This window comes from Pseudomonas brassicacearum subsp. neoaurantiaca, from assembly GCF_013608025.1.
GTDB lineage: Bacteria > Pseudomonadota > Gammaproteobacteria > Pseudomonadales > Pseudomonadaceae > Aquipseudomonas.
The window spans coordinates 38,022-58,973 of the sequence record NZ_VDLV01000029.1; the positions used below are offsets into that span (position 1 = coordinate 38,022).

Annotated in this window: 26 protein-coding genes and 6 pseudogenes; 11 read left to right on the forward strand and 21 right to left on the reverse strand. The window is 56.8% G+C overall.

Annotation, left to right across the window (positions count from 1 at the left end; translation table 11 throughout):
• Window positions 1-202: 202 nt before the first annotated feature.
• The 5 genes from FHK92_RS16425 to FHK92_RS16445 are packed head-to-tail and all read right to left on the reverse strand — an operon-like array spanning window position 203 to window position 4,363.
• Entirely contained in the window at window positions 203-475 is a 273-nt protein-coding gene (locus FHK92_RS16425) for a DUF2160 domain-containing protein (protein ID WP_181288984.1), read from the reverse strand.
• A gap of 10 nt (window positions 476-485) precedes the next feature.
• The gene (locus tag FHK92_RS16430) at window positions 486-1,286 is read right to left on the reverse strand and encodes a carbohydrate ABC transporter permease (protein ID WP_181288985.1); all 801 of its coding nucleotides are present in this window, start codon (window positions 1,284-1,286) and stop codon (window positions 486-488) included.
• A gap of 10 nt (window positions 1,287-1,296) precedes the next feature.
• Window positions 1,297-2,163 carry a carbohydrate ABC transporter permease gene (locus FHK92_RS16435; RefSeq protein WP_181288986.1) on the reverse strand — a complete coding sequence of 289 codons (867 nt, stop codon included), beginning with the start codon at window positions 2,161-2,163 and terminating at the stop codon, window positions 1,297-1,299.
• A complete protein-coding gene (locus tag FHK92_RS16440) occupies window positions 2,160-3,269 on the reverse strand; it encodes an ABC transporter ATP-binding protein (protein ID WP_181288987.1) in 1,110 nt (369 codons plus the stop codon). Before FHK92_RS16440 ends, FHK92_RS16435 begins: the two co-directional genes overlap by 4 nt.
• On the reverse strand, window positions 3,269-4,363 hold the full coding sequence (locus tag FHK92_RS16445) for an ABC transporter ATP-binding protein (RefSeq protein WP_181288988.1): 1,095 nt from the start codon (window positions 4,361-4,363) through the stop codon (window positions 3,269-3,271). Before FHK92_RS16445 ends, FHK92_RS16440 begins: the two co-directional genes overlap by 1 nt.
• Window positions 4,364-4,784: 421 nt before the next feature.
• Here FHK92_RS16445 and FHK92_RS16450 point away from each other — a divergent pair, with 421 nt between their 5' ends.
• On the forward strand, window positions 4,785-6,635 hold the full coding sequence (locus FHK92_RS16450; RefSeq protein WP_181288989.1) for a sigma-54-dependent Fis family transcriptional regulator: 1,851 nt from the start codon (window positions 4,785-4,787) through the stop codon (window positions 6,633-6,635).
• Between the two features lie 124 nt (window positions 6,636-6,759).
• Here FHK92_RS16450 and FHK92_RS16455 read toward each other — a convergent pair whose 3' ends face one another.
• Window positions 6,760-7,263, reverse strand: a complete 504-nt coding sequence (locus FHK92_RS16455; RefSeq protein ID WP_181288990.1) for an anti-virulence regulator CigR family protein — start codon at window positions 7,261-7,263, stop codon at window positions 6,760-6,762.
• A 353-nt stretch (window positions 7,264-7,616) separates the two neighbouring features.
• Between FHK92_RS16455 and FHK92_RS16460 the strand changes: the two genes are divergently transcribed.
• The 3 genes from FHK92_RS16460 to FHK92_RS16470 all read left to right on the forward strand — a co-directional run bounded on the left by FHK92_RS16460 (window position 7,617) and on the right by FHK92_RS16470 (window position 8,799).
• Window positions 7,617-7,814, forward strand: a complete 198-nt coding sequence (locus tag FHK92_RS16460; RefSeq protein WP_181288991.1) for a hypothetical protein — start codon at window positions 7,617-7,619, stop codon at window positions 7,812-7,814.
• A 272-nt stretch (window positions 7,815-8,086) separates the two neighbouring features.
• A complete protein-coding gene (locus tag FHK92_RS16465; RefSeq protein ID WP_181288992.1) occupies window positions 8,087-8,515 on the forward strand; it encodes a DUF2628 domain-containing protein in 429 nt (142 codons plus the stop codon).
• Window positions 8,516-8,622: 107 nt separating this feature from the next.
• A complete protein-coding gene (locus tag FHK92_RS16470; RefSeq protein WP_181288993.1) occupies window positions 8,623-8,799 on the forward strand; it encodes a DUF3606 domain-containing protein in 177 nt (58 codons plus the stop codon).
• 107 nt (window positions 8,800-8,906) lie between these two features.
• Here the strand turns inward: FHK92_RS16470 and FHK92_RS16475 are convergent, their stop codons facing one another.
• A complete protein-coding gene (locus FHK92_RS16475; protein WP_181288994.1) occupies window positions 8,907-9,338 on the reverse strand; it encodes a PACE efflux transporter in 432 nt (143 codons plus the stop codon).
• A 105-nt stretch (window positions 9,339-9,443) separates the two neighbouring features.
• Here FHK92_RS16475 and FHK92_RS16480 point away from each other — a divergent pair, with 105 nt between their 5' ends.
• On the forward strand, window positions 9,444-10,322 hold the full coding sequence (locus tag FHK92_RS16480) for a LysR substrate-binding domain-containing protein (protein WP_181288995.1): 879 nt from the start codon (window positions 9,444-9,446) through the stop codon (window positions 10,320-10,322).
• Here the strand turns inward: FHK92_RS16480 and FHK92_RS16485 are convergent.
• The 3 genes and pseudogenes from FHK92_RS16485 to FHK92_RS16495 form a co-directional block, all read right to left on the reverse strand.
• A pseudogene (locus FHK92_RS16485) lies at window positions 10,316-10,517 on the reverse strand (hypothetical protein). The gene FHK92_RS16480 and the pseudogene FHK92_RS16485 sit on opposite strands and share 7 nt — an antisense overlap.
• A gap of 100 nt (window positions 10,518-10,617) precedes the next feature.
• Complete coding sequence (locus FHK92_RS16490; RefSeq protein ID WP_181288996.1) at window positions 10,618-10,959, reverse strand: hypothetical protein; 342 nt, start codon at window positions 10,957-10,959, stop codon at window positions 10,618-10,620.
• A 321-nt stretch (window positions 10,960-11,280) separates the two neighbouring features.
• Window positions 11,281-11,835 (reverse strand): TetR/AcrR family transcriptional regulator, encoded by a 555-nt coding sequence (locus FHK92_RS16495; protein WP_181288997.1) that lies wholly within the window; start codon window positions 11,833-11,835, stop codon window positions 11,281-11,283.
• A 125-nt stretch (window positions 11,836-11,960) separates the two neighbouring features.
• Here FHK92_RS16495 and FHK92_RS16500 point away from each other — a divergent pair, with 125 nt between their 5' ends.
• Both FHK92_RS16500 and FHK92_RS16505 read left to right on the forward strand, forming a co-directional pair.
• Window positions 11,961-12,605: a DJ-1/PfpI family protein gene (locus FHK92_RS16500; RefSeq protein ID WP_181288998.1), complete on the forward strand. Its 645-nt coding sequence runs from the start codon at window positions 11,961-11,963 to the stop codon at window positions 12,603-12,605.
• Window positions 12,606-12,630: 25 nt separating this feature from the next.
• Window positions 12,631-13,155, forward strand: a complete 525-nt coding sequence (locus tag FHK92_RS16505) for a DUF2867 domain-containing protein (RefSeq protein ID WP_181288999.1) — start codon at window positions 12,631-12,633, stop codon at window positions 13,153-13,155.
• A gap of 144 nt (window positions 13,156-13,299) precedes the next feature.
• On the opposite strand, the gene FHK92_RS16510 is transcribed toward FHK92_RS16505, so the two are convergent.
• The 3 genes from FHK92_RS16510 to FHK92_RS16520 all read right to left on the reverse strand — a co-directional run bounded on the left by FHK92_RS16510 (window position 13,300) and on the right by FHK92_RS16520 (window position 15,301).
• Window positions 13,300-13,917 carry a hypothetical protein gene (locus tag FHK92_RS16510; protein ID WP_181289000.1) on the reverse strand — a complete coding sequence of 206 codons (618 nt, stop codon included), beginning with the start codon at window positions 13,915-13,917 and terminating at the stop codon, window positions 13,300-13,302.
• A 119-nt stretch (window positions 13,918-14,036) separates the two neighbouring features.
• Window positions 14,037-14,582: a DUF4410 domain-containing protein gene (locus FHK92_RS16515; RefSeq protein WP_181289001.1), complete on the reverse strand. Its 546-nt coding sequence runs from the start codon at window positions 14,580-14,582 to the stop codon at window positions 14,037-14,039.
• A gap of 62 nt (window positions 14,583-14,644) precedes the next feature.
• Window positions 14,645-15,301, reverse strand: coding sequence for a DUF998 domain-containing protein (locus tag FHK92_RS16520; protein WP_181289002.1), 657 nt, complete (start codon window positions 15,299-15,301; stop codon window positions 14,645-14,647).
• Window positions 15,302-15,454: 153 nt separating this feature from the next.
• Here FHK92_RS16520 and FHK92_RS27810 point away from each other — a divergent pair, with 153 nt between their 5' ends.
• A complete protein-coding gene (locus tag FHK92_RS27810) occupies window positions 15,455-15,868 on the forward strand; it encodes a c-type cytochrome (protein WP_258232676.1) in 414 nt (137 codons plus the stop codon).
• Here FHK92_RS27810 and FHK92_RS16525 read toward each other — a convergent pair.
• Window positions 15,849-16,346 (reverse strand): AAA family ATPase, encoded by a 498-nt coding sequence (locus tag FHK92_RS16525; protein WP_181289020.1) that lies wholly within the window; start codon window positions 16,344-16,346, stop codon window positions 15,849-15,851. The genes FHK92_RS27810 and FHK92_RS16525 overlap by 20 nt on opposite strands.
• Before the next feature lie 265 nt (window positions 16,347-16,611).
• On the opposite strand from FHK92_RS16525, the pseudogene FHK92_RS16530 reads away from it, so the two are divergent.
• Both FHK92_RS16530 and FHK92_RS16535 read left to right on the forward strand, forming a co-directional pair.
• Window positions 16,612-16,905 (forward strand): annotated as a pseudogene (locus FHK92_RS16530) (type II toxin-antitoxin system RelE/ParE family toxin).
• A gap of 2 nt (window positions 16,906-16,907) precedes the next feature.
• Complete coding sequence (locus FHK92_RS16535) at window positions 16,908-17,216, forward strand: addiction module antidote protein (RefSeq protein WP_181289003.1); 309 nt, start codon at window positions 16,908-16,910, stop codon at window positions 17,214-17,216.
• A 146-nt stretch (window positions 17,217-17,362) separates the two neighbouring features.
• Here FHK92_RS16535 and FHK92_RS27815 read toward each other — a convergent pair.
• Window positions 17,363-17,636 (reverse strand): annotated as a pseudogene (locus tag FHK92_RS27815) (hypothetical protein).
• Between the two features lie 312 nt (window positions 17,637-17,948).
• Between FHK92_RS27815 and FHK92_RS16540 the strand changes: the two are divergent.
• Window positions 17,949-18,137 carry a hypothetical protein gene (locus tag FHK92_RS16540; protein WP_181289004.1) on the forward strand — a complete coding sequence of 63 codons (189 nt, stop codon included), beginning with the start codon at window positions 17,949-17,951 and terminating at the stop codon, window positions 18,135-18,137.
• Between the two features lie 49 nt (window positions 18,138-18,186).
• Here the strand turns inward: FHK92_RS16540 and FHK92_RS16545 are convergent.
• The 6 genes and pseudogenes from FHK92_RS16545 to FHK92_RS28020 form a co-directional block, all read right to left on the reverse strand.
• Window positions 18,187-18,450: pseudogene (locus FHK92_RS16545) on the reverse strand (phage holin, lambda family); the annotation flags it as partial.
• 110 nt (window positions 18,451-18,560) lie between these two features.
• A complete protein-coding gene (locus FHK92_RS16550; RefSeq protein ID WP_181289005.1) occupies window positions 18,561-18,782 on the reverse strand; it encodes a hypothetical protein in 222 nt (73 codons plus the stop codon).
• Between the two features lie 205 nt (window positions 18,783-18,987).
• Window positions 18,988-19,581 (reverse strand): OB-fold protein, encoded by a 594-nt coding sequence (locus FHK92_RS16555; protein ID WP_052680772.1) that lies wholly within the window; start codon window positions 19,579-19,581, stop codon window positions 18,988-18,990.
• Between the two features lie 77 nt (window positions 19,582-19,658).
• Window positions 19,659-19,996, reverse strand: a pseudogene (locus FHK92_RS16565) (hypothetical protein).
• A 7-nt stretch (window positions 19,997-20,003) separates the two neighbouring features.
• Window positions 20,004-20,391: pseudogene (locus FHK92_RS16570) on the reverse strand (transposase); the annotation flags it as partial.
• On the reverse strand, window positions 20,392-20,811 hold the full coding sequence (locus FHK92_RS28020; protein ID WP_309109608.1) for a CPBP family intramembrane glutamic endopeptidase: 420 nt from the start codon (window positions 20,809-20,811) through the stop codon (window positions 20,392-20,394).
• Between the last annotated feature and the right edge of the window lie 141 nt (window positions 20,812-20,952).

Sequence of the window (20,952 nt, forward strand, 5' to 3'; positions counted from 1 at the left end):
GACCTCCTGTTTGGGTTTAAGAGCCTGATCGTCGAGTTGTCGACGTGGCCTGTACGGTTAATTCGAGTACTCAAATTCGAGTGCCAGTGCTTGCCAGGCAAGGCGCCATGACGAGTCGTAGCCCGCTACGGCGAGGAATGGCAACGCAGCCTGGCGAGCACTGGCGCCGAAGTTGAGTGCACGAATTAGCCACACAGGCCACTTAGCCCCACCGCATCACTGCCAACAGCCACACCCAAGACAACGCGAACGCTATCCAGATGCTCCAGTCGGTGGCGCCGATTACCAGCAGATGCAGGTAGGCGCTACCGAGAAGACCGATAAACAACCGATCGCCACGGGTCGTGACAATCGGCAGAAAACCACGCCGAGGGATGCTCGGCGAACGCAATTCCCAAGCGGTCATGCCTGCCAGGAACAAGGCGATGACGCCGAAGAATGCCGCCGTGGGGGCGGTCCAGTTCATCCATTCCATCATCGACTCCTCAGACCCGGCCCAGGGCAAAGCCCTTGGCCACGTGGTTGCGAACGAACCAGATCACCAGCATGCCCGGCAGGATGGTCAACACCCCCGCCGCCGCCAGCACGCCCCAATCGATACCCGACGCCGATACGGTGCGGGTCATGACCGCCGCGATCGGCTTGGCATTCACCGACGTGAGCGTGCGCGCCAGCAACAACTCGACCCAGGAAAACATGAAGCAGAAAAACGCCGTCACGCCGATGCCGGAACCGATCAACGGGACGAAGATCTTGGCGAAGAACTTGGGGAAACTGTAGCCGTCAATGTAGGCCGTCTCGTCAATTTCTTTCGGCACCCCAGACATGAACCCTTCAAGGATCCACACCGCCAGCGGCACGTTGAACAGGCAGTGGGCCAAGGCCACGGCGATATGGGTGTCGAACAACCCGATCGACGAATACAACTGGAAGAACGGCAACAGGAACACTGCCGGTGGCGCCATGCGGTTGGTCAGCAGCCAGAAGAACAGGTGCTTGTCGCCGAGGAACCGATAACGGGAAAACGCATAGGCCGCCGGCAACGCGACCGCCAGGGAAATAACCGTGTTCAGGCTCACGTAGTACAGCGAGTTCAGGTACCCGGTGTACCAGCTCGGGTCGGTGAAGATCACCTTGTAGTTGTGGAACGTGAAATCGTGCGGCCACAGGGTCAGGCCGCCAAGGATCTCGGTATTGCTCTTGAACGACATGTTCAGCAGCCAGTAGATGGGCACCAGCAGGAACAGGATGTAGATCAGAAGCGGGATCAGCTTTCGGTTGCTCATTGTGCGGGCCTCAACGGTTGGCGTCGGAGTGCGTCATGGCGGTGTAGAACAGCCAGGACACCAACAGAATGATCAGGAAGTACACCAGGGAAAACGCCGCCGCCGGGCCCAGGTCGAATTGACCGATAGCCATCTGCGTCAAGGTCTGGCTAAGGAACGTGGTGGCATTGCCCGGCCCGCCGCCGGTGAGTACGAACGGCTCGGTGTAGATCATGAAGCTGTCCATGAAGCGCAGCATCACGGCGATCAGCAGCACGCTCTTCATCTTCGGCAACTGGATGTGGCGGAACACGGCCCAGTTCGACGCCCGGTCGATCCGCGCCGCCTGGTAGTACACGTCGGGAATCGCTCGCAGCCCCGAATAGCACAGCAGCGCCACCAGCGATGTCCAATGCCAGACGTCCATCACCAGCACTGTCACCCAGGCATCCATGGTGTTAGCCGCATAGTTGTAGTTGATGCCCAGCCCATTGAGCGCCGAACCCAGCAAGCCGATGTCGGCACGGCCGAAAATCTGCCAGATGGTGCCGACCACGTTCCACGGGATCAGCAACGGGATCGCCAGGATGATCAGCACCAGGGACGACCACTTGCCCTTGGTCGGCATGGTCAGGGCGATGGCGATGCCCAGGGGGATTTCGATCAGCAGCACGCACGCCGAGTAGATGAACTGGCGCAGCAGCGAATCGTGCAAGCGGGGATCGAGCAGCACCTGCTTGTACCAGTCGGCGCCGACGAAATAACGGCTCGACTGGTCGAAGATGTCCTGCACCGAATAGTTGACGACGGTCATCATCGGGATCACGGCACTGAAGGCCACCAGCAGGAACACCGGCAACACCAGCCACCAGGCTTTGTTGTTCTGCACCTTGTTCATGGCTGCACCTCGCCTACAGGTTCAAGCAAATATTCATCGGCATAGACCATCAGCCACTGGGCCGGGAAACTGATGTACGCCGTGCCTTCCGGCACCGGTTTGTCTTCGGCCAGGCGCACTTTCAGCGGCGCGCCATCGAGGTTGAGGGTCAGGATCTTGTAGGTGCCCAGGTCTTCGACATGCACGACATCGGCGCGCATGGCGTCGTCGTAAGGGCCATCCCAGACATGCACGAACTCGGGGCGGATGCCGACCTTCAGACTTTTACCCTCGGCCTCAGCGACACGCCGTTGCAAGGTTTCGGACAAGGGCAAGTGGGTCGATCCAAAGCCGACGCCACCGGGTTGTGCCGTGACCTCGATCAGGTTCATCCCCGGGCTGCCGATGAAGTAGCCGACGAAGGTGTGGCTCGGCCGTTCGAACAAGTCCCGCGGGGTGCCGAACTGCACGATCTGGCCGCCGTACATCACGGCGATCTTGTCGGCGAAGGTCGAGGCTTCCAACTGGTCGTGGGTGACGTAGACCATGGTGATGTTGAACTGCTCGTGAATCTGCTTGAGCTTGCGCCGCAGCTTCCATTTCAGGTGCGGGTCGATCACCGTCAGCGGCTCGTCGAACAGGATCGCCGACACATCGTCACGCACCAGGCCACGGCCCATGGAGACTTTCTGTTTTTCGTCGGCGGTGAGGTTGCGGGCCTTCTTATCCAGCAGATTCTGCAGGTCGAGAACCTCGGCGATTTCCTGCACCTTGGTGTGGATTCGCGCCTCGGCCATGCCCTGGTTGCGCAGCGGGAAGGCCAGGTTGTCGAACACCGTCATGGTGTCGTAGACCACCGGGAACTGGAACACCTGGGCAATGTTGCGCCGCTCCGGGGTCAGCTCGTTGACGACTTTGCTGTCAAACATCACCTGCCCTTCGGAAGGGCTGAGCAAGCCGGAAATGATGTTGAGCAACGTGGACTTGCCGCAGCCCGAAGGCCCGAGCAACGCGTAGGCGCCGCCCTGCTCCCAGATGTGGTTCATCTCGCGGATCGCGTAATCCTCGGGGCCCGCCGGGGTGCTGGTGTAGCTGTGGGCGAGGTTCTGCAAACGAATTTCGGCCATCAGGCAACCCTCGCAATACGCTGGCCCGGGGCTTGGACCAGCTTGCCCTGGGCGTCGAAGACAAACAGTTTATGGGTCGGGATGTAGATGCGGATCGGCGCGTCGACGTCGTATTCATGCACGCCCGGCAAATGCAGCACCAACAGGAAATGTTCGTTGCGCACATGCAGGAACGTTTCCGAGCCGCTGATCTCGGCCACCTCGACGGTCACGGCCAGTTCGAGGTCGTCGTCGTTGCTCGGCACCAGTGAGATATGGCTGGGGCGCACGCCAAAACGGAACTCGCCCTCGCCCACCGGGCGCAGGTCGACGTTCAGCGGGAAGTGGACAAAATTGGCGAAGCTGACCTCATTGCCGGCAATGCGCCCGGGCATGAGGTTGATCGGTGGTTCGGAAAACAACTCGGCGGCCAGCACGGTTTGTGGCTGGTGATAGACCGAAGAAGACTTGCCGCTCTGGATCACCCGGCCTTCGTGAAGAATCGTCGTGGTGCCGCCCAAGGCAAGTGCTTCGTTGGGCTCGGTGGTGGCGTAGACAGCGATGGTGTGGCGGGCCTGGAACAGTTCGCGCATTTCCTGGCGCAGCTCTTCACGCAGCTTGTAGTCCAGGTTCACCAGCGGCTCATCGAACAGGATCAGCTCGGCGTCCTTGACCAGCGCCCGGGCCATCGCCGTGCGTTGCTGCTGACCGCCTGACAATTCCAGCGGATGGCGCTTGAGGAATTTCTCGATCCGCAACATTTTTGCGGTTTCCAGGACTTTGCCCTGGATGATGTCTTCGGACACACCGCCCTGGCGCAACGGCGAGGCAATGTTTTCGAAAACGGTCATGGTCGGGTAATTGATGAACTGCTGGTAAACCATCGACACGTTGCGCAGCCGCACCGGGCGGTGGGTGACGTCGACGCCGTTCATCAGGATGCGGCCGCTGTCGGGCTTGTCCAGACCGGCCATCAGGCGCATGAGGCTGGTCTTGCCGGACAGCGTGCGGCCCAACAGGACGTTGAAGGATCCGGGTTCGAAACTCAGATTGGCATCGTCGATCCAAGGCTGGCCTTCGACGGTGCGACAGATGTGCTCAAGCTTTAATGACATGGCTCGGCCTTTTTATTATTTGGAGTCAAGCGACCCGAGTTGGAAAGCGAAAGCCGTGCCAGAAACTGCAAGTTATTGATCAAGTTGATATTTATATTGAATCGCTGGGAAAAGACGTTCGTTGATGAACACAAGTGAACAATCAGGAATGAACAACTGAACAGCGGCAAGGTTGACAATGAACAATTTTGAACAACACTGGATGAACGCTATCGGCTAGCCTGACCATGTCCGTTGTGGGAGCGAGCTTGCTCGCGATAGCGGTAGATCAGTTGCATTAATGTGACTGACACACCGCTATCGCGAGCAAGCTCGCTCCCACAAGGATCGGTGTATGAAGTGATATTCAGGCCTGCCCCAGCACAAGGAACCTGTGCGAGACTTGCCACAACAATAAAAACAGCTCCTGCGAGAGTGCCCCATGGCCGCACCTGCTCCTGCCTTGTCCCACGAGGCCATCATCCAGGCTTCCTGGTCCCGTTGCCGCGCCTTTGGCCTGAATCACCAGAGCGTGCCCGCGTTCGATCAGCTGCCGGCCGACGGCATCGCCCATTTGCTGGAGAGCCAGCATTCATTGGTGCAGACCACCCACCAGGAAGTCCTGCCGTACTACGAGAACATCCTGAGCAATTCCAATTGCCTGATCATGCTGGCCGACCATCAAGGCCAGGTCCTGACATCCTGGGGCACCCAGCGCTTCATCGACCCGAAACTGGCCCATGGCTTCAGCGCCGGCGCGAGCTGGATGGAGCGCTGCACCGGGACCAACGCAATCGGCACCGCGCTGGCCTGCGAGCAGGCGGTGCACATCGAACACGATGAACATTTTCTCAAGGCCAACCGCTTCATGACCGGTTCCGCGGCGCCGATCTTCGACGCCGAACGCAAGGTCATCGCCGTACTGGACGTCTCCAGCGACAGCTATCTGCCGCCCTCCCACACCCTGGGCATGGTCAAGATGATGAGCCAGACCGTGGAGAACCGGCTGATCCTCAACCTGTTTCGCGGTGAACATTTCCAGCTGACGTTCAACACCGGGCTGAACAACCTCGACAGCCAATGGGCCGGGCTGCTGATTTTCGATGAGAGCGGCCAGGTGCTCTCGGCCAATCGCCGCGCCGACAATCTGCTGGGCCTGAGCCTGTCGCGAGTGAGCATCGAAAGCCTGTTCAAGGTCTCGCTGATGGAGCTGCTGAACCAGCCCGATGGCCTCCCCTTCGCCCTGCAAGCGTCCGGACGCAATCGCTTCCAATGCCTGCTAAAACGGCCGAAGCAGGTTTCGGTCAAGCCGCGCATCTTCGCTGAACCCACGCCCTCGCCCACGCCAGCGCCCGCTAATAACGGGATCAGCCTCAACACCTTGCATTTCGGCGACAGCCGCGTGGAAAAAGCCGTGCGACAGGCCGAACGCCTGCTCGAGAAAGATATTCCGCTGCTGATCCACGGCGAAACCGGCGTCGGCAAGGAAGTGTTCGTCAAGGCTCTGCACCAGGCCAGCTCGCGCTGCAAGCAGCCGTTTATCGCGGTCAACTGCGCGGCCATTCCCGCCGAGCTGGTGGAATCCGAACTGTTCGGTTACGAAAAAGGCGCCTTCACGGGCGCCAATCAAAAGGGCAGCATCGGCCTGATCCGCAAGGCTGATCGCGGCACGTTGTTCCTCGATGAGATCGGCGACATGCCGCTGCCGACCCAGGCCCGGCTATTGCGCGTCTTGCAGGAACGCTGCGTGCAACCGGTGGGCAGCGCCGAGCTGTTTGCGGTGGACATCCGCATCATCTCCGCCACCAATCGTTCGCTGCGTGAACAGGTGCAACTGGGGCGGTTTCGTGAAGATCTCTACTACCGCATCGGCGGCCTGACCCTGGAGCTGCCGCCGCTGCGCGAACGCAGCGACAAGCAGGCATTGTTCAAACGCCTCTGGGAACATCACCGCGAACCGACCCAATGGGCCGGCCTGAGTCGTGAGGTAGTGGATCTGTTTGAACGCCACCCCTGGCCGGGCAACCTGCGACAGGTCAGCAGCGTGCTGCAAGTGGCCCTGGCAATGGCCGAGGAACAGCCGATCCGCCCGGAGCATCTGCCCGACGACTTTTTTGTCGACCTGGAAATGGAACCGGTGGAAACGCCTGAGCCGCTGGCGGTGGATTTGAACGATGCCGAGGATTTGAACCGTCAGTTGCAGGCCGTGGGCGGGAACATTTCCCACCTGGCGCGGCGGCTGGGGGTCAGCCGAAATACCTTGTACAAACGCCTGCGGCAATCTGATAGCTGATGCAAATCCTGTGGGAGCGAGCTTGCTCGCGATAGCGTCGGTTCAGCCGATGATGAGGTAACTGATACAACGCCATCGCGAGCAAGCTCGCTCCCACAGGCCGCGCTTTCATTGGAACAACAGGTCAGTCGAACGCACCGTTGAGCACTTCATAGATGATGCCGCTGGCGATCGCCACCAGGATCAGGTCCGTGCCGACCTGCTGCCATTCATAACCGTCGTAATGGGGCAGGCGCCCGAGCAAACGCCCGTCGAGTTTTTTGGCGATGCCGGGTGGTAACGGTTTGCCCCGGGCAAGGTTCTTCTGTATACCCGGCGGCAGTGCCGGGCCTGGGCTCCAATAATCGCGATAACCGCCAATCACGCCAAGAATGCCGCCACGATCGATGCTCGGGCCGTTATGCCAATCGCCGCCGCCACCGCCTTGGTTGCCCTTGCCGCCCTGATTGCCTTTATTACCTTGGCCGCCCTTGTTGCCCTGCCCGCCTTTGCCTCCTTGACCGTGTCCCTGGCCCTGATCGAATTGAGCGTTTCCCTTGCCGTTACCCGGGTCCGCGACAACGATCCCAGGGCCTGCGGCCAAGGCGAAACAGGTGACTGCAGCAATCAACGAGCGCGATTTGAACATGGCAGTTCTCTCAAAAAGGGGATGTCCCCTGTAAAGATATAGAGACTAACGGTGATATTAGTTCCATATCACGCTTGCGTCATTTACGGGACCGACCTTGCGCTATTGCTCACACACCGCCGCCCTGCCCGACCGGCTGATTGACTTGGTTTTGTATTATCAGTGACTTATTTCTGAGGCATGGTTGAAACGTTGCCGGCCTCGACGGCCACTGGTCGCCTTTGAAACTTCGTGAACGTCACGCGAGCGTGTCTGGCTCAAGGTTTGCAGCGGACCGTGTTAGCAGCGCAGGACGACGTCTTCCTGGCGCGGCAGCAAATTCTCAACGCTTGGTCAGCCACCGGAGATGTACCGTGTCAACTCTCAACGAAATCGCAGCGAACCACGCGAGAATGGCAAAGTTAAAGGAAGAAGAGTCGATGCGGCTGAATGCGCTTCAAAGCCAGATAGTGGGCAGTTTTGAAATGCCATCGACGCAACCTGGACAGGAAATGCCGCTGCACTTTCTGACGATGGCGACGGAGCATGTTTTTGCCGAGGCCGTGCTTTAACGGTTTGCCCTGGTATTCGATCAACCTGTCGCCCGTTATAAAACGGGCGCGTCACGTTCGCCTGCCTTCGACTTCCCTAGCCTTTTCCCAAGCGCCCTGCCTGCGTCCGCAGGATCTACCGTGATGCCCATCACAGATCAGATAGTCAGCTAAACAGCCAGTGCGGTATTTTCGTGCGCGAACGCTTATAAAGCGCACAGTAAAAACTGCTTCAAAGTCGCGCGGTCTTTCGAGAGAACGAATTCTTTCATGGAAAACAAGGAACGATAAAAATGAGCACCCCCGAACACGTGCAAAGCACCGGCAAATACAGCGCCAAATGGCAAGAACGCTTTGACTTCTTTGAGACCTATGGCGCGCCAAACGACCCGCGCTATAAGGAAGCCGTCAAGACGCTGCCAGACTTCAAGAAAAAAATCCTGATCAACGCCAACGTGATTGCGTTTTTCTTCGGCCCTATCTACCTGTTTGTCCTCGGACTTTGGAAGAAGAACCTGGCCCTGCTCGGGACCTTCCTGGCGATCAACATCGTATTGAGCGTGGTCTTCGCCATCATCGGCATGGATTTCCCCCGACCTTTGAGCATGGGCCTGAACGTCGCGATGTCGATGATGTACGCGCTGATGACCAACTACGCCTACTACTTGAAAGAAATCAAAGGCGAGCAAGACTGGAACCCGCTCAAGGGCATGCGTCTCTGATAACGGTTTTAATCGTCAGTACGCATAAAAATGGCGTAAACCGTCGCGCCTGATTGTCTATTGGACGTCGCCTGGGATAACCAGGCTTTCTTCCAAGGAGCTCGAAAATGGCTGACGACTTGAGCAACCGCGGACCGCGAGACCGGAGCCGCATCAACACTTCCGAAGAGTGGGAACTGAGATACTGGACCAAAGAGTTCGGCGTAACCGAAGACGAGCTCAAGGCAGCGGTCGCGGCCGTTGGGGCAGGAGCCGAAGATGTTCGCAGGCAACTGAAGAAGTAAGCCAAAAAGCCCTACATGACTGTAGGGCTTTTTTGTAGGTTGGCGCCGCTCGATAAGCCTGTTAGAAAAAATGAATTCCCTCTCGCCGCGTCACAGAACAGGATCGATCAATTCGCTTTGACCTGCGCCGAAAGTGGAACATCAAACAGACGATCGAATACCCACTGGAACCCCAGTGAATAAAAAAAGAAAAACACGAACAACCCCAGATTCGTCACCAGCGCCAACCATAGGCTGATACCCAACCAGGCTCCTATCACCGGCGTCAGGATCAGCGTCAAGCCGCCCTCGAACCCCAGGGAATGAAGCAATCGGCGCCGCCAGTTACGATGACGGTCGGCTTGGCGACGCTCCCACCATTCGAACAGGCCGTTGAAAAGCATGTTCCAGGCCAGCGCGACGGCAGAAATCACCAGTGACAGCAGGGTCGAATAGGCCATGCCCTGCCCATAGACGAGCGCAAGGGATGGCGCGACAAAAAGCACACCACCGGCCTCATAGAGTATTGCCTGAAGAATTTTGCGAGCTGCGCCTTGCATCGATGGACTCCAGGAACTGAGAAGGAACCACAGCCTGGCAAGTTGAGCGCCCGCGCTCAATTGAGCTAAATTGAGCCACACTCAACCTGAGTAACCTCCTCGCCCATGTTCGCCAAACTGCCCCTCACCGCTTTGCGCGGCTTCGAATCCGCCGCACGGCTGGGCAGCTTCAAGGCGGCGGCCCAGGAACTGAATGTCAGCCCGGCAGCTATCTCCCATCAGGTCAAAACCCTGGAAGCGTTCCTCGGCGTGCGACTGTTCGAGCGCTCCAGTCAAAACGTGCGCCTGAGCGCTGACGGCGAGCGCCTCCAGCCATACCTGCACCGCGCCCTGCTCGATATCCAACACGGCCTGCAAATGCTATCGCCGTCGTGCACCGCGCAGTCCCTGGTGGTAAGCACAACGCCAGCGTTCGCCAGCCTGTGGCTGATACCTCGGCTCGGCGATTTTCATCGGTTGCATCCGGAGATTGACGTCAGGCTGCACAGCAGTAACGACGTGGTCGACCTGCGACGTGACGCCAGCATCGACCTGGCGATTCGCGCCCTCTTCACGCAGGATCCTCAACTGTTCGAGCAACCGCTGCTGGACGAATACTTTGGCGTTTATTGCCGACCCGGCTGGCAACCGCCCACAGTCGGCTCACCCGTCGAGCTCATCGACGTGCCATGGCTGAGCAGCGCAAACGTCGCAGTCGATTGGGCTGCATGGTGCGCCAAGGCCGGCACCCTGGGCTGGCTGGAGAACGCGCGTTACCGACGCTATGACGAGGAACAGCATGCCCTGCAGGCAGCGGTCGCCGGGCACGGGCTGGTACTCGCCAGTAATGTATTGGTGGCCGAGGCGGTTGCGCGTGGGGAGCTGGTTGACTACCGCCCTGAGGTTCGCTTGGCGGGGGCGCGGTATACGGTGGTGTGCGTGCCGGGGCGAGAGCGGCAGGTTGAGGTGAGGGCTTTTAGTGAGTGGTTATTGGGCCTTCAATGAAGCACCCTACGGCTTTCCCCTATTCTTATACGGTCAAGGGCGCGGTTTAACGCATCCAGCGCCTAAAAGTGCCTGCGCTTCAGCCTCCCGACCATCTCCCCACAGGCGCTCAGCCATCTTGTTGAGCGCCAGGATAGACCGCTCGATTTCGGCAGCACTCGCTGTCGTTTTGTCATCTGGCTGTTTCTTGGGCATGTTCGTCGACGCTTCTTTCACGGTAAGTCGAGGCTTCTTGCGTTGCAGCCTATACCACTTGCTCCCCAACGGCGCGCCTAAGCATCGCAAAGCGCCACGCTCAAGCCCAGATGGCCGTCTCTGTATTGATCTCGGCGAGAGACGTAGCATTGAACTGCCGCTGACGATGTAACTCATCGCGCATTTTCGGGTAATCGAGCTTCTTGCTCGTCAGCTCTTTCAGAACGAGATTGGATATTTTGTAGGTGCCGCAGTCAGGGCAGTCGATGAATTTTTCGCCTTGGTCCGCTTCGGACTGTTGCGCTTGCAACTCGCATAGATAGCACTTCATTTCAGATCTCCAGTTGCCGATGCTTAGGAGATCGTCTCGTAATGGCGGAAGTTTCAATTGGCTGACCTTCCGATCAGTAACTACGCCATATCCCATAAAAACCCGGCTCAATGGCCGGGCTCCATGGAATTGTCAGCGTCCGCCGTAGCCAACTTCGCACCGCCGTTGCCACGATTCGTCTGGGCGTCTTGGTCGGATCCGGGGTTTCCCGGCGGCGGATTCCAATCTTCCGGCCTCTCGCCAGTGCCCTGCTTTGGCTCAGACTCAGCCTGCTCAAGACCGGAACCATGTTCTTTGCCTGTATCAGGCGCTTTCTCATCTGGCCCCGGATATGGCGCTTCCGGACCGTTATTATCAATCACCATAATCCCTCTCCTGTCTGGAGCGCAGTTCTGCGCATACGTTTGAGAGGGCTTGCTTACATAGTAAGTGCTATGTCCGCGACGAGTGGAAGACCCCTTCGAAAAGGAAAAAGGCTCGATGCAGGAAACTGTTGAAGCGAGCGGCATCACGCCGCAGCCCTGATTGTTGTCCGCCAATCAGGCACAGGTGGGCCACATGACCAATCACTTCTGCTTCGCCTGGCAGATGAGCCAAGCGGCGGCCCGTCAGTATCGCGAAGTCGAGTCGTGTTGTGTCGACGCGCTGCTGAAACTCGGCAACCAACGGATCGTGCAGCGACCAGGCCCGGATGGAAATTTCCCGGCCAGGTTGTTTCTCTGCGGCAATGCTCAAGTAGCGTTTCAAGGTTTCGCCTGCGCTACGCCCCTCCCCCGCATAAGCGAGCCTGCGCCCCGTATAGTCTTCTTCCCAAACGGTCAGCAACGTACGGACAAAGTCTTCGCGATTACGAAAATGGTGATAGAACGATCCGCGGGTCACATTCAATCGGCGCGATAGACTTTCGGCTGAAACGCCAATATGCCCTACCTGGTCGAGGGCCTCAAAACCAGCCGAGATCCAACGGTTACGAGTCATTTTTTCCATTCGTTATTTCGCTCCTATTTTGCGCCATACAGGCTGTGTATGGCGCGCAACCGATTGATACCTTGCGAACACCGGCAAAGATGGCCGTTGCGTTTCATACGCCAGCAGTTCTGATGGAGCTCGCCTTGAAGAAAATCGTTCTAGTTGCTTTCGACCAGTTCACGGATATCGACCTATTCCTGATGTGGGACATCTTGGGCCGCAACACCACAGACTGGCACGTCCGGATATTGGGTTCCAGCTCTATGGTTCGTTCGGCCCATGGCCTGCCTGTTGCAGTGCACGGTCCGCTTTGCGAGGCCAACAGTGCCGACGCGGTATTGTTCGTCAGCGGCAAGGACGGGATACCCGCCGCACTGGCCGCTCCGGATTTCCTGCCATCGTTCGAACTTGACCCCAGGCGCCAGCGAATCGGCTCCATTTGCGCTGGAGCTTTCGTTCTCGAACGGCTTGGGCTGCTCAACGGCCGGGCAACTACGCACCCGGATGCACGATCGGGCTTGCAAGCCCTGGGACTCGAATCCGTGGACCAGCCGCTTGTATGCCAAGGGAATGTGGCAACCGCTGGTGGATGCCTTTCGGCGCTCTATCTGGTGGGATGGTTGATCGAATCGTGGTTCGATATCGACAAGCGTCGTGCGACATTACTCCCTGTTCTGCCAGCAGGGCAGCAAGCACTATACGATGCCTTGATCGGGCTCAGTATTCGCCAAGGAGAAATGGGCACCGCCCAACAAAAAAAGCGACATGGCATGTCGTCTAATTGGTAGTTAGAACTCAGGAGAGAGATCCCCAATGCCCCGAGAATTTGAGCTCATCACGTCCGTGCCGGTCCCCTCGAGGTCCGGTGTCATTCACCTCTACAAGTCGATGAACCTGGCGGACGCTTTTGCAATTCGGCTCCCTGCGGGCACGTCCAGCAATCCGGATCTGCTGGCGCGATTCATCCTTTCCCACCAACCATCCTGGATCGGATGGCTTATGAGCGTCAGAGACACCATCGCGGCCGGCTTTGGTCTCAAGACAGCCAAGCATTTGGCAACACTTGCTGATCGGATTCAAATCTTCAAGGTCTACAGCACGAACCAGACCGAAATAGTCTTGGGAGAGGACGACAAGCACCTCGACTTCCGGATATCGATTCTGTGTTCTGAAGAGGGAGAGCCAGAAGGCACTCGCCAACTTGTGTTTTCAACCGTAGTCCAGTGCCACAACCGTCTGGGCCGGGCCTACATCTTCGTTATTGCCCCATTTCACCGCTTGGTTGTTAAAGCCAGCCTCCGCCGTGCAGCGCGCGTTGGTTGGCCTTTGGCTGCCTGAGCCGCGCCCCCGTGGCGAGGGAGCTTGCTCCCGCTGGGTGGCGAAGCCGCCCCAAAAAAGGCGAACTGGGGACAGACCACGACTTGAGCTCAGTTGGGATCGCCCCGTCTCATAATCGTGGTCGGTCCCCGTATCCACCCGTATTCAGCATTTGAAAAGTACATTGCACCGGCTACACCACCCTTCAGCTGCGCTCCGGTTCATTGGAAAACGGAAGAGAGGATGCCCTGTATCGGCAACCGTCAAAACCAGTGAGAACCTTATGAACCTGCGCCGAATTTCGTCGGCTGGAACGCTCATGCCTGCCCCTTCGACTATTTGAAGAACGCCGCCCGATACCTTGCTGTCAATCTGTTGCCACTCGAACTGCCAGCCTGTTACCCAAGTGAAGTCTCGAATTTGATAGTCGCCGGTGACGCTTTGGCATTGAGCGAGTTTCTTGTTGGAGAGGTCAAAGGCAAAAAACAGGGAGTTTGGATAACCGAGCAGCTGAGTATCGTCCAGGCTCAGACCTTCCTTTTGGTTGATGGATGCTACAAGTGCTTTCGCTCGTCGCTTGCGCCATATCAAGTACCCTATGGCGAGACAAAAAATAGAAATAGAAGCTATGAAGAGCTGACGTCCTTCGACTGTAAGCTTATCGGGCGAAAACCGTATCAAGGCCCACACGAGTCCTATCGTCACAAGCCCCGATAACCCAGCGGCGGAAATCACTATTCTGTTAGCGAGGCTAACTCCGAGCATCCTAAAACCGCTTTTCATAGCTGTGTCCGATATCATTTATGAACAACTCGTTATTCCATGCGCTTGCGTAGCCCGAGTGGTCCGTGTCTCATAATCTCGCTCGCCCGCCTCGGTTGACGGGCGCTTTCAAGTTCGCACTACTTGGCTTTTGCGCTCTTGATATCGCTTATGATTTTTTGGGAAATGGCCTCTACCTGCTCTTTGGTCATCGCCGACATGACGCCTTCCCAGGCAGACGACGACGTGTCGTACGTTCGGGTGCCGATCAGCTGGCCTGATTTCAAGTCCGAGTAATCTGCGCTGGAGTTGACCCACGCATTCCCCACCATGACTCCTGCACCGTAACGTGCGCCAGGCGTCAGATAACGGAAATTGCTCACGTTGATCTTGATGCCGACACCCTCTTTGCCCCCAGGACTCGAAGCCTGGCCTTCCGCAAGGCTATAGCCGGCGCGAGTCGCTTCGACTTGCAGGGCATCGCGCCATTCCTGTTTCAAGCGAGGCCAGTCCTCGTTCTGTTGAACCTGGCTGTTTCCCTGGAAGTTCACCAACAGGTTTTGCTTGGCTGACTCCTGGATAACTAGCGTTTCAGTCCCGCCGCTTTTCACGGAAGCAGCGCATCCGCTCAACATCAAAACGGCAACGGCACAGGACAGCGCAATCGAAAGCTTGGAGTTGTTCATTGATTTCCGTATCCATAAAGTCAGTTAGATGGAGGTTAAATATGCCCGCCAGGGCCGATGGGTTATGAGCCGCCCATTAACGGACGCTTGCCGGGGGTCACTTCAGCACGAAGAGCGATCCATGCCAAGACTGAGATCCACACGACGCATACGCCGTAATTAAGCCGTTGGTACAGGCCAAATCCATGCCCTTCGGCGAATGACTTGGACATCATCGCTACCGTCACGACAGCGAGGATCAAGCAAAGCATCGAGAATCTTCCGAAACCAGGCGACGACAGTAGCCGTTTGCCGAGAAAACTCCACAACACAATGGCCAGCGCCAATGAGACGAACATGATCAAACCGGCCAGGTTATGAAGCTGTTGGGAAGTTGAAGGCTGCGCAGGTGCACATCCCTGATCACAAGAAAAATAGCCAGCAGCGAAGCTCGCCAGGCCGTGGAGCACTATTAAAACGGCGCTGAACAGGGCGAGGCGTGATCCTGCGAAATTGCGCGCCAAACCTACCGCGAACAGTACGAACAGCACGCCCAGCGGAAAGTTATTCACCCAGGCGGAATAACCGTGCGTGGGAGCCCCGGCCGCACCCAACACACTCAACGCCTGGTCGAGATGGCTATAACCCGGATAGCCCAGCGATGTCAGCGCCACACCAGCAAATAACCAAAGAGGAATCAACAGCCCCAGTCCCAGCAAAATTCGGTCAATGGTTTTCAAAAGTACGATGCTCCCTTTTTATGGCAATGAACCGCTCCGTCTCCTACGAAGCGTCTTCATGCTAGCGGGCGTCCGTCACGGCGGATATCAATTTTTGCAAGCCAGCGGGTATATGCGTCATCCTGTGGCCCCTTCGAACCATGGACGGTCCTCATGAGCAAACGCTTGTCGAGCACTTTTTCGCCTATTGTCAGAAAGCTATTCATTGCTGCGCTAGGCGTCTTATCGCTCATCCAGCCTTCGTCTTCCTTTGCTGATAACGCCAACGGCAAGACTCTCTATTTGCAGAGGTGTGCCATGTGCCATGGAACCGACCTCAAGGCAACGGGACCGCTGGCGAGAAAAAGCACCCCGCCCACACCCGACCTCACGACGTCCGCCTTCAAAAAGCGACTGAGTGATTATCCGGGCGTAATTGTGTCATCGATAATCCTTCGCCCGAACGGCGACTTGATTCCGAGGACGCTGCGAGAGAACGGCGTCAGGTTACCGCCACATGCCTGGAGCGTTATGGATCTGCGGGATTTAAATCAGTATATGAGCGGGGTTATTGCGAGAAATCGATGATCATCGAGACTGCTTGCGCCGGAGAGACAAAGGCTGTGTCTATACAAAACGGAGCTTCGTCCCATGGCTCATATTCATGATCCATTACAGACTGCCAGGTGGGTGGCATAAGCCCGAGAATATCGACCGTTCTTGTTTCGATCCGGCGTCGATGTTCATGTTTATCGGAGCAAATCACGTGGATATTTGCCAGTTGGCTACCAGCTTGTAGGGCGATTTCGCTCCACGCAATTCGGCTTTCAAGGACGGGATTGACGCAATCGACAATGACGGTACGGCCCAAACGAAGATTGCTCAGGGCAAGCTCATTGGCAACCATGTAACCACTGCGCCCCACGTCTTGCGCAAGAGCGCCAGAGTTTCGAATTGCCTGCTCAATCGTATCGATGCGCAGGTACACGGCGCCCGTCTTAGCGGCGAGATTATTGGCGATAGTCGTTTTTCCGGTACCGGGAAGGCCGCTGAAGACAATGAGCATTCCATTTCCTTTTGATAGTGGGCTAATCCAATGTAGGCAGTCGTTTTCCCGAGGCCGCTTCAATATTGCGGGAGCAGAAAAGCAGAAAAAGGTGAAAAAGGTGAAAAAGGGGGCGCCAGCACTACCCTGTCCGCCTTCTTCCGGCCGCTCACGGCGAATCGCCAAACGGATCATCGCGCCCGCCAAACGCAGCCCCTGCATGTAATCTTCCCGGACATTGAGGCAACATCTTGACTTTCAGTATCCGACTGGATACGGTCAGCGCATGAACTATATCATCCAGTAAACGCAGACATTCTCTGCTTGGCATTCATCGGTCCGTGATCTGAGAGCAAAAATCGCTATCGCCCGCCGCATTGATCGTGCCGCAGCAGGCAACTTGGGCGATGTCAAAGCGGTCGGGGATGGGGTTTCAGAGTTGCGCGTGGACATAGGCGCTGGGTACAGAGTCTATTTCATCATGCGCGGTGGAGTAGTCATCGTGCTACTGGCAGGTGGTGACAAATCTTCACAAAATGCTGATATTCGGCGAGCGAAAAAATTGGCAAAGGAGATTTGAACATGAGCCAAAACCTGACGACATTTGATATGGCTGCGCTGCTCGATAGCGACGAAGCAATCAGTGAATACCTCTCCCAAGTTTTGGCTGACGGAGACAGCGAGGAATTCCTCAGAGCGATTGGTTATGTAGCCAAGGCCCGCGGCATGGCGCAGATCGCCAAGGACTCCGGTTTGGGGCGAGAAAGCTTGTACAAGGCGTTCGCACCGGGATCAAAACCTAGATTCGATACTGTGCTCAAGGTCATTCATGCGCTAGGCATTGATCTTCATGCGCAGCCTGGGCATGGAGCTGAACATTCGCCAGCCTGAGTATGGGTTCCATTCCTTCGCGCCCTGCTATTTGGTTTGGCCGATTCTTTGCCCATAGCTTGCAGTCAATCGGGACACGTACCCTGCCCTCTTGAGTTTTTTCCCAAGCATTATGAAACGGGCGACTGATTAGTCGCCCGCTTTCGTTATTCCGCCCCCTGCGCCCGCAATCTCCGCCCGATCACATCCATGACGTTACAGCCATCGCGCAATGACGTGGTCAGCAATTTACAAAAATCAGTCAGCACCACCGTGTCTGAGCTGATGTCAGAGCGGAACGCGATATTTTCCAGAACCTGAGTCGCCGTGCGGATGCGGTAATCGGCGGTTTCGAAAAGGACGTCTAGAGGCGCTTCGGTGTTCGATGAGCAGGGTTGCGGGGATGCAGTCGATGCCGGTGATGGGCATGTATCGAGTCATGAGCAGGTACCTTCAATTGATAATGGCAGGAGCTTCTGCGCTTCATTCAATCGAGTCGCCAAACCCGAATCGCCATATGGGCGACAAAGAGACAATAGGTTGCGCATTGAAATGCTGCAATGCGCTGGCTTCCGAGATTTATGTAGGAATTTGCGCCGCTGCCGGTCGCGGCACACGGCTGTGCCTTCATCCGTCTCGTAATCGTGGTCTGTCCCCGATTCCTCTCCTTTCCACCGCTCATGAGCGAATGTCCTCACGTACCGAATTCCGGAGTATGTTTAGGGCTGTCACTCATCAACGGAGGCAGCAGCTATGACTGATCGCATCAACGAACAATCAGTAGAAAGGGCCGCTCGGGAATGGGCCACCAGATCCAGCAATAACGAGCAAATGGTCGTGACCAGCGCCTACGAAACGATGGCGGCACTGAAGGGATCGCTCGCTCCAGCTCAGTACGAAACCGCATTGCGAGACCTCTATAACCAGTACAACCAGCAATAGCTGAGCAGTGTCGCGACACAATTTGCTGATATGCGAAACGTGTCGCGCGTTACTCGGTCTTGCGGCCAGGCAGCTTGAAGTCAGTCACCCGGTCAGCAATGGAGCGGATCTTCTCCACGCCCAGGAAGCCAACCCAGCCACCAATAAAGGTCGCCATGTTCTAGGGCAGCGAGAAGAACTCAAGCCCGCTGATGATCGTCAGGGCCAGGCCACCACAGATGGCACCCTCCACAATCATCAGGCGCCGCGTGCCACCGCCGTAGGTGATTCGCAGGACGGCCATTGCGCAGGACAACGCAGTCGCGTAGAGAATTGTTCGTCGGCAGTGATTTCAACTCAACCAGGGACATCATGGTTGTGATCGATGTGACAAACAAACAGAAGGCCACCAAGGGGCCTCTGCAGTGGCCATCACTGCTCGACTCATACCTCGGCTTCTAACCGCTGACCAATTGACCTCAATATCTGCGATTCAAGCTCGAGCACTCGCGCTTCGTAGCGCTCAAGTGTTTCCCGATTGGATAGTAGTGCATCAGCAAGCTGTCGCTCTCGATCTGCGGATTCGGCATGAAGTCTGCTGACTTCAGCAAGCTTTGCCTCTTGAGCGATGACTGACTCAATTGCCTGGCGATACCCGCTTTTCATGCTCAACTCCAAGAAACATCCCCAGCAGCACTCCCAGCTCAGAGCGATGGGTGTAGTGGGGCCGAAAAAGAAAAAGCCCCGGCAAAATGCCGAGGCTCTGTAAAGGATAGAAAGCAAAAAGCCCAACTTCAGAGTCGGGCTTTGCTCGCGGAAAAACCGCAAAGTAATACGAAATCGATAAACGGGGACCGGGGGTGTCAACCGATTATTGTGAGACTTCGCAATCTTCGAACATCGGCACTTTGGCTACGTCTCCCCTGCCCGTGCAGGCTACCGAAATTTGCGCACCTTTCTTGAGCGATGCGAGAGTGTCCATATCCGATTTTTCAAATTTGAACTGCGGGCCCAAATACGGGTTAGTCCCAGCAAGCACCAGATACGGCTTCCCGAGGAAGTCAGTGTTGATATCGGTGATGCGCCCGGTCACCTTCACGCGCTTACCCTTGTACTGCATGTCGGCAGCAACAGTGTTGTCTTCGTAATCTTGGGTGACCTTCGTCGACGTATAAGCTTTAAGCGGTTCTGCCTGGGCTGGCTGTTTAGGAGCCGAACCTGATGTATTGGATTGAGCCGCCCTTTCCTTGTAGGTGTCGTAACTGGTTTTTGAAATCGAGCCCATACCAATCAACGACACTAGGCACAGGGCCATCCAGATGAAGCCGACGATGCGCGCGAAGGTAGAGTGCCCTTTTCTCAGCAGCATCCAGCCGAACAACAAGGGGAAGAATAGAATTCCAAGCCCCAGAAGAAACCCTACTTGCCGCTTTTGCGGAGCCGCCACTGCAACTGCTTCGTTCATTTCGCTCTCCATGGCGATAAGATGAGGCGGCATTTTGAACCCGCCATTATCAAATTGCCACTACCATCACCAAGAACCTAAGCAGGCTCGCGGCGAGTATCGAGCGCTCCATCGATCCATGCGATGCCTGCCTTCCACAGCTACCGGTCTTCTCTTCGCCGAAGCCAAGTTTCTTCCCGACATTCACCAGGGCTTTGTCCCGGGCGGTACGCTCAGAATCGGGCAGTTCGTTCAAGCGGCGGACGGTGCCAATGTCGGCGTTATCCATCGCTCGGTCGGCGGCATCCTTGGACAGGAACTTGCGCAACCACAGCTAGCCGCCCAGTACGACGGTGGCACTACCGCCAAGCCAGGTAACCGAATGAAACGGGGGACAGACCACAATTTGAGTTCGTTTGTAATCGGCCCGCCTCATAATCGTGGTCTGTCCCCGTTTTCCTTCCCGTTTTCCTCGCTAAGCGCCACAGCGAAAGCACTCGCCTATCCTTAAGGCTGTTTGCTTTGATAATGCTGTTCCAATTTGCTTTCACGTGCCTGTATCCCTGTCAGGAAGATGAGGTAGTTGGCCAGAGCCGCAATCAACAGCAGCGCCTCAATGCGCCGAGGGCAATGACTTCTATGCAGGTTCAGCCCCAGGTGCTCACTTTTTACATCCCGGAAGCCTTCTTCGATCTGCATGCGCCTTTTATAAATCGCGACGATTTTCGCTGGACTCCACTCGCTGTGCTCCAGGTTGCTCGCCAGCAACCAAGGTTCACGTTCACGTCTGGCGGACTGCCAACTGAGCTTTTTTTCGGCTTCCTGCGTTGTTCACAACAACGGAATACCCAGCAGCCCGATTGCGGTTCCATGGGCCGCTATGGCCGGGACTGTTCCCCATTTCAATCTGACGCTTGCGCACACGAGCCCCTCAAAAAAGGTGAACGCCAGGATGGGCCAACCGACCTGCGTCAGCATGAAGGCGAGGTAGAGGTGGCAGGCGCTAAACGCGATTGCACTGCCAAGTGCGGCACGTATCGGTGAGGTGTGGCGTTCCAGCAGGCCTTGCAGCATCCCGCGAAACAGCACCTCTTCCAGCGCACTGCCTCCCAGTGCGAACGCAGCAAAGCCCAGCAGCCAAGGTGCGGCGGCGAGTTCAATGCCTTGATGAAGCCGTAACGGAATGCCGATCATGCAGCCCGCCATAACACCCATTGTGAAGCCGACCACTCGATTGCCCTTGAAATCCAACCACCCATTTCCACGGTTCTGGGGTTAGCCGGGCGAGCATGGCAACCATCAATATCGATGTGATTCCAAGCGAGGCCAGCACCATGGGATTTGCATGAAATTGCAGGTGCAGCCCACCACCGGCTATGGCCCACAGTTTGA